At 59.8% G+C, this 7119-nt stretch carries 5 protein-coding genes; 3 read left to right on the forward strand and 2 right to left on the reverse strand.

Going from position 1 to position 7119, the window contains the following annotated elements; translation table 11 throughout:
- Position 1 precedes the first annotated feature (1 nt).
- Positions 2–1144 (reverse strand): polyamine ABC transporter ATP-binding protein, encoded by a 1143-nt coding sequence (potA, locus tag J2Y56_RS18395; RefSeq protein WP_007946341.1) that lies wholly within the window; start codon positions 1142–1144, stop codon positions 2–4.
- A gap of 209 nt (positions 1145–1353) precedes the next feature.
- Positions 1354–2115 (reverse strand): gamma-glutamyl-gamma-aminobutyrate hydrolase family protein, encoded by a 762-nt coding sequence (locus J2Y56_RS18400; protein WP_310351829.1) that lies wholly within the window; start codon positions 2113–2115, stop codon positions 1354–1356.
- A gap of 284 nt (positions 2116–2399) precedes the next feature.
- On the opposite strand from J2Y56_RS18400, the gene J2Y56_RS18405 reads away from it, so the two are divergent.
- From J2Y56_RS18405 to J2Y56_RS18415, 3 genes are all read left to right on the forward strand, one after another.
- Complete coding sequence (locus J2Y56_RS18405; RefSeq protein ID WP_007946339.1) at positions 2400–3776, forward strand: glutamine synthetase family protein; 1377 nt, start codon at positions 2400–2402, stop codon at positions 3774–3776.
- A gap of 251 nt (positions 3777–4027) precedes the next feature.
- Positions 4028–5518 carry an aldehyde dehydrogenase gene (locus J2Y56_RS18410; RefSeq protein WP_310351832.1) on the forward strand — a complete coding sequence of 497 codons (1491 nt, stop codon included), beginning with the start codon at positions 4028–4030 and terminating at the stop codon, positions 5516–5518.
- 71 nt (positions 5519–5589) lie between these two features.
- Positions 5590–6873 (forward strand): NAD(P)/FAD-dependent oxidoreductase, encoded by a 1284-nt coding sequence (locus J2Y56_RS18415; RefSeq protein WP_405046868.1) that lies wholly within the window; start codon positions 5590–5592, stop codon positions 6871–6873.
- Positions 6874–7119: the final 246 nt, after the last annotated feature.

The raw sequence follows: 7119 nt of genomic DNA on the forward strand, positions 1-7119 counted from the left end.
TTCATGAGCGCAGTACCACGCCGCTGTCGTCTTCCCACCACACGTAGACAGTGTCGTCCCAAGTCGGGCGCGCGCCACGGCGTTCGGCGTTGGCCATGAACGACTGGACGACTTTGCCGCCAGGCAGTTGCACGTAAAACACCGAGTGACCGCCGAGGTAGGCGATGTCATGCACTTTGCCTTGTGACCAGTTGTAGCGGTTCTCGGGCTTAACCGTGCTGACCAGCATTTTTTCCGGGCGGATGGCGTAGGTGATCGACTTGTCCTGCACCGAGGTGCTGACGCCGTGCCCCACGTAAATCTTCTGTTCCAGGTCCGGGCTGTGGATGATCGCGTGACCTTCCAGGTCTTCCACCACCGTGCCTTCGAAAGCGTTCACGTTGCCGATGAACTCGCAGACCATACGGCTGACCGGAGCTTCATAGATGTCGACCGGGCTGCCGATTTGCGCGATCCAGCCCAGGTGCATGATCGCGATGCGCTGGGCCATGGTCATGGCCTCTTCCTGGTCGTGGGTCACCATCACGCATGTCACGCCGACGCGCTCGATGATTTCGACAAGCTCAAGCTGCATCTGCGAACGCAGCTTTTTATCCAGCGCGCCCATGGGTTCGTCGAGCAGCAACAGCTTCGGACGCTTGGCCAGGGAGCGAGCCAGGGCCACACGCTGACGCTGACCGCCGGACAATTGGTGCGGCTTGCGCTTGGCGTATTGGGTCATGTGCACCAGGCGCAGCATTTCTTCAACGCGGGCGTCGATTTCGCTGGCGGGCAAACGGTCCTGCTTGAGGCCGAAGGCAATGTTCTGCGCAACCGTCATGTGCGGGAACAAGGCGTACGACTGGAACATCATGTTGATCGGCCGCTCGTACGGCGGCATGTCGGTGATGTCCACGCCGTCGAGGAAAATCCGGCCATCGGTCGGGCGCTCGAAACCTGCGAGCATGCGCAGCAGGGTCGATTTACCGGAACCGGAACCGCCGAGCAGGGCGAAGATTTCGCCTTGATGAATCTCAAGCGAGACATCGTCCACAGCGGTGGTTTCGTCGAATTTCTTGGTGACGCGGTCAACCTTCACCAACACCTTCTTCGATGTCTGGTGACCTTCAAGAGCCTTCCTGTAAATGCTGGAGGCGTTTGCCATGTGAAACTCCCAACAGGTTTCAGTCGTCGGACCAACGCGGCCTGACTTAATAGTGGATTGCTAGCCCTAACCGGGCTTATTCGGCGCCGCCGTCCTGGCTGCCTGGTGGTACTTGTTGTTATCGCAGTGTGTTGCTGTCGCGAGGGGCGGGCGCGCAAAGGCACGCCCGTCTGGCTCGCGGGGGCAGTAAAGGTTGTTTGTGTATTAAGTCAGCGGGTTTTACGCAGCGCGGCCCGTCGCCGGCACGCATCGCCGAACGCCTGGAAAATACTCAGGTAAGGAGGATTGGTTGAAACCTGCCATTCCGGATGCCATTGCACGCCGACGGCAAACGTTGGGCTGTGCTCCACCGAAATCGCCTCGATCAAACCGTCCGGTGCGATGGCTTCGGCACGCAGGCCGGGCGCGAGTCTGTCGATTCCCTGACTGTGAATCGAATTGACCCTGAACTCCCCCGGCAACTCCAGGGCTTCGAACACGCCCCCCGGTTGCACCGTCACCGCATGGGCCGGTGCGTATTGCACCGCCAGCTCCGGGCTGTCCGCTTCGCGGTGATCGAGCATGCCCGGCAGTTCGTGGACCTTTTGGTGCAGGCTGCCACCAAACGCCACGTTCATTTCCTGAAAGCCCCGGCAGATACCGAGCACCGGCACGCCGGCTGCAATGGCCGCACGTAATAAAGGAAGGGTCGTGGCGTCCCGCGCCGGATCGTGATCCGTGCCGGGAGCGCTGGCCGGGCCTTGATAGTGGAAAGGTTCCACATTCGAGGGGGAGCCGGTCAGCAGCAGACCGTCGAGATGCGCGAGCACATCGTCGATTTCAGTCAGTTCGCCCAGGGAAGGGATGACCACAGGCAGCCCCAGAGCCGCGACGCTGACAGCACGCAAGTACTTGTCGCCGCTGACGTGGTAGGGGTGCAGGCCAATCTGTTTGACGCATGCAGTAACGCCGATCAATGGCTTGAATGCCATTTTTATCACCTCGAAGTTTCACACTTGAACGAGCTTTTCCGGAGCTTAGCCTTGTTGATTTTAATTAACAACTCTCATGTAAAAAATTCTAAACGCCGAACGTCCGGTCTCCAGTGTTTACGTGGTGCTCAAGACTGAATTGGCACTCTCGTCCCCCTGAAAGGCCCAAAAATAAAGGTTGAAGGCTCATGTGTTCGCTATTGACTTCACTTTGCCGTTCGGGTTGACTGGGTCCGCAACAAGGTAGTGAACATAATAATTAACAGCTAAAAAATAGGTGCATCATGTCGGTCCCTCTGCGTGCCGTTCAACTCAACGAAGCAAACGCATTCCTTAAGAAATATCCTGAGGTTTTGTACGTCGACCTTCTGATTGCGGATATGAACGGCGTGGTGCGCGGCAAGCGCATCGAGCGCACCAGTCTTCATAAGGTCTACGAAAAAGGCATTAACCTGCCGGCGTCTCTGTTTGCTCTGGACATCAACGGTTCTACGGTGGAAAGCACCGGCCTGGGTCTGGACATCGGCGACTCTGACCGGATCTGCTTTCCGATCCCTAATACGCTCAGCATCGAGCCATGGCAGAAGCGCCCGACCGCGCAACTGTTAATGACCATGCACGAACTCGAAGGCCAGCCGTTCTTCGCTGACCCTCGCGAAGTGCTGCGGCAGGTGGTGAGCAAGTTCGATGACATGGGCCTGACCATCTGCGCCGCGTTCGAACTCGAGTTCTACCTGATCGACCAGGACAACGTGAACGGTCGTCCGCAATCGCCACGTTCGCCGGTTTCGGGCAAGCGTCCGATGTCGACCCAGGTGTACCTGATCGACGACCTCGACGAATACGTCGATTGCCTGCAAGACATCCTCGAAGGCGCGAAAGAGCAGGGCATTCCTGCCGACGCCATCGTCAAGGAAAGTGCCCCGGCGCAGTTCGAAGTCAACCTGCATCACGTCAATGACCCGATCAAGGCCTGCGACTACGCGGTGTTGCTCAAGCGTCTGGTGAAGAACATCGCCTACGACCACGAGATGGACACCACGTTTATGGCCAAGCCATATCCGGGTCAGGCAGGCAACGGGTTGCATGTGCACATTTCGATTCTCGACAAAGAAGGCAACAACATCTTTGCCAGCGAGGATCCCGAGCAGAACGCCGCGCTGCGACACGCGATCGGCGGTGTGCTCGAGACCCTGCCGGCGCAGATGGCGTTCCTGTGCCCGAACGTCAACTCCTACCGTCGTTTCGGCGCGCAGTTCTATGTACCGAACTCGCCAAGCTGGGGCATCGACAACCGTACCGTGGCTGTCCGTGTGCCGACCGGTTCACCGGACGCGGTGCGCATCGAGCATCGTGTCGCTGGTGCCGACGCCAACCCGTATTTGCTGATGGCGTCGGTGCTGGCCGGTATTCACCACGGCCTGACCAACCAGATCGAGCCGGGCGCACCGGTGGAAGGCAACAGCTACGAGCAAAACGAGCAGAGCCTGCCGAACAACCTGCGTGACGCCCTGCGCGAGCTGGACGACAGCGAAGTCATGGCCCGCTACATCGACCCGCTGTACATCGACGTGTTCGTGGCGTGCAAGGAAAGCGAGCTGGCCGAGTTCGAAAACTCCATTTCCGACCTTGAGTACAACTGGTATCTGCACACCGTCTGATGGCCTGATACCAGTCAGTTAGGCGGCAACGAAACCTGTAGCAGCTGGCGAAGCCTGCGTTCGGCTGCGAAGCAGTCGTAAAACCTGAGCGCTGGGCCTTCCTGAAGCACCACATCGCCTGATTTCACGACTTCTTCGCAGCCGAACGCAGGCTACGCCAGCTGCTACAAAAGAACGCGCTACGGCTGAGACTTCTTCACTGACTGGCTTTAATCCAACGACTACTTATTCCTCTGCGTCGAGTCACAACCATGACAAACACTCGCAGCGACTGGGAACAGCGCTTCCAGTCCCTCACCATCGAAGGCCGTGCATTCATCGACGGTCAGTACTGCCCGGCACTCAGCGGCGACACCTTTGAATGCATGAGCCCGGTCGACGGCCGTTTCCTGGCCAACGTCGCCAGCACCGACGAGGCCGACGCCAATGCGGCCGTCGCCGTCGCGCGCCGCACGTTCGAATCCGGGATCTGGGCCAACCTCGCTCCGGCCCAGCGCAAGCGCATCCTGATTCGCTTCGCCGACCTGATCCTGGCCAACCAGGAAGAACTGGCCCTGCTCGAAACCCTCGACATGGGCAAGCCGATCAACGACTCGATGAACATCGACATTCCTGCGACCGCCAACGCGATCCGCTGGAGCGCCGAAGCCATCGACAAGATCTACGACGAAGTCGCCGCCACCCCGCACGACCAACTTGGCCTCATCACCCGCGAACCTGCGGGCGTGGTTGCCGCCATCGTGCCGTGGAACTTCCCGTTGATCATGGCCAGCTGGAAGTTCGCTCCGGCCCTGGCAGCCGGCAACTCGTTCATCCTCAAGCCTTCGGAAAAATCGCCGCTGACCGCGATCCGCATCGCCCAGTTGGCGCTGGACGCCGGCATCCCCAAAGGCGTGTTCAACGTCCTGCCGGGCTACGGCCACACCGTCGGCAAGGCGCTGGCCTTGCACATGGATGTCGACGTGCTGGCCTTCACCGGCTCGACCGCGATAGCCAAGCAACTGATGATCTACGCCGGGCAAAGCAACATGAAACGCGTCTGGCTCGAAGCCGGCGGCAAGAGCCCGAACGTGGTGTTCGCCGACGCGCCGGATTTGCGCGCGGCTGCACAGGCGGCGGCCGGTGCGATTGCCTTCAACCAGGGAGAAGTCTGCACCGCCGGCTCTCGGTTGTTGGTGGAACGTTCGATTCGCGAGCAGTTCATCCCGCTGCTGGTGGAAGCACTGCAAGCGTGGAAACCGGGACACGCACTGGACCCGGAAACCACTGTCGGCGCGGTCGTCGACCAGCGTCAACTGGACAACGTGTTGCGCTACATCCAGGTCGGTAAAGACCAGGGCGCGCAACTGATCGCTGGCGGCAGCCGCACCCTCGAAAGCACCGGTGGCCTGTACGTGGAGCCGGCGATATTCGACGGCGTGACCAACGCCATGACCATCGCCCGCGAAGAAATCTTCGGCCCGGTACTGTCGCTGATCACCTTCGACACCGCTGAAGAAGCCCTGGCCATTGCCAACGACAGCATCTTCGGCCTGGCCGCCGGTGTCTGGACCAGCAACCTGAGCAAGGCCCACACCTTCGCTCGCGGCTTGCGCGCCGGCAGCGTCTGGGTCAACCAGTACGACGGCGGCGACATGACCGCGCCGTTCGGCGGGTACAAGCAGTCGGGTAACGGTCGGGACAAATCGCTGCACGCGTTCGACAAATACACCGAACTCAAAGCGACCTGGATCAAGCTCTAATACCTATAAAAAAGCGACGGTCGCAGGCTAGCTGCCGGTGGCCATCGGAGAAAGCTATGAAACAAGATTCTGTGAAACAAACCCACGTAAACAGCTACTACGCCGCCACCCGCAATTTCACTGGCGACTTCCCGGTGCTCGAACAAGCGGTGGACTGCGACGTCTGCATCATCGGCGCCGGCTATACCGGTTTGTCCTCGGCCCTGTTCCTCGCGGAAGCGGGCTACAGCGTGACCGTACTTGAAGCCGCCAAAGTCGGATTCGGCGCCAGCGGTCGCAACGGCGGTCAACTGGTCAACTCCTACAGTCGCGACGTCGATGTCATCGAAGAACGCTACGGCGACAAAACCGCCGAAGTCCTCGGCAGCATGATTTTCGAAGGCGCCGACATCATTCGTCAGCGCATACAACACTACGACATCCAGTGCGATTACCGTCCGGGCGGCATCTTCGCCGCGATGAACAAGAAGCAACTCAAAGGCCTTGCCGAGCAGAAGAAGAGCTGGGAGCGCTACGGTAACAAGAACCTGAAAATGCTCGACGCGGCTGACATCAAGCGCGAAGTCGGTTCCGACGCTTACGTCGGCGGCCTGCTGGACATGCAGGGCGGGCACATCCATCCGTTGAACCTGGCCCTCGGCGAAGCCTCGGCCATCATCGGCCTGGGCGGCAAAATCTACGAACAATCGGCGGCGGTGGAAATCACTTACGGCGAACCGATTACCGTGCGCACAGCCAAAGGCGTGGTCCGCGCCAAGTACCTGCTGATCGCCGGTAACGCCTACCTGCCGCAGGGCCTCGACAATCGTGTGACCAGCAAGAGCATGCCGTGCGGCTCGCAAATCGTCGTCACCGAACCGTTGTCGGAAAAGGTTGCGCGCAGCCTGATCAAAAACAACTACTGCGTCGAAGACTGCAACTACCTGCTGGACTACTACCGCCTCACCGCCGACAACCGACTGCTGTACGGCGGCGGCGTGGTCTATGGCGCGCGGGAACCGGACGACATTGAACAGCTGATCAAGCCGAAAATCCTCAAGACCTTCCCGCAACTCAAGGACGTGAAGATCGACTACCGCTGGACCGGCAACTTCCTGCTGACCATGTCCCGCATGCCGCAATTCGGCCGCATCGAGAAAAACGCCTACTACATGCAAGGCTACAGCGGCCACGGCGTCACCTGCTCGCACCTGGCCGGTAAACTGATCTCGGAAATGATCCGCGGTGACGCCGAACGCTTCGATGCGTTCGCGTCCTTACCGCACATGCCCATGATCGGCGGCCGCACCTTCCAGGCCCCGCTCACCGCCATGGGTGCCGCGTACTACGCGCTGCGGGATCGGTTCGGGATCTAATAAACGCTGCAAAACCTGTGGGAGCGGGCTTGCCCGCGAAGAGGTCATATCAGCCACCATGGATGTCGCCTGACACACCGCCATCGCGGGCAAGCCCGGCTCCCACAGGAGATCTATGGCGAACACAAAATGTGTACACGCCCAGGCCCAAACTGTGGGAGATTCTATGTTGCAGGGGAACCCTGCAGCCGTAAATTCGGCTGGTATTCGCTCTGGTTTTTCATGAGGGCGAATGCCACCCGACAC

The sequence above is a fragment of the Pseudomonas sp. BE134 genome, from assembly GCF_031456105.1.
Classification (GTDB): Bacteria; Pseudomonadota; Gammaproteobacteria; order Pseudomonadales; family Pseudomonadaceae; genus Aquipseudomonas.

Excerpts from the sequence above, each read along its gene's own strand:
- potA (WP_007946341.1), bottom strand. The coding sequence starts at position 1,144 with ATGGCAAACGCCTCCAGCATTTACAGGAAGGCTCTTGAAGGTCACCAG.
- J2Y56_RS18400 (WP_310351829.1), bottom strand. The coding sequence starts at position 2,115 with ATGGCATTCAAGCCATTGATCGGCGTTACTGCATGCGTCAAACAGATT.
- J2Y56_RS18405 (WP_007946339.1), top strand. The coding sequence starts at position 2,400 with ATGTCGGTCCCTCTGCGTGCCGTTCAACTCAACGAAGCAAACGCATTC.
- J2Y56_RS18410 (WP_310351832.1), top strand. The coding sequence starts at position 4,028 with ATGACAAACACTCGCAGCGACTGGGAACAGCGCTTCCAGTCCCTCACC.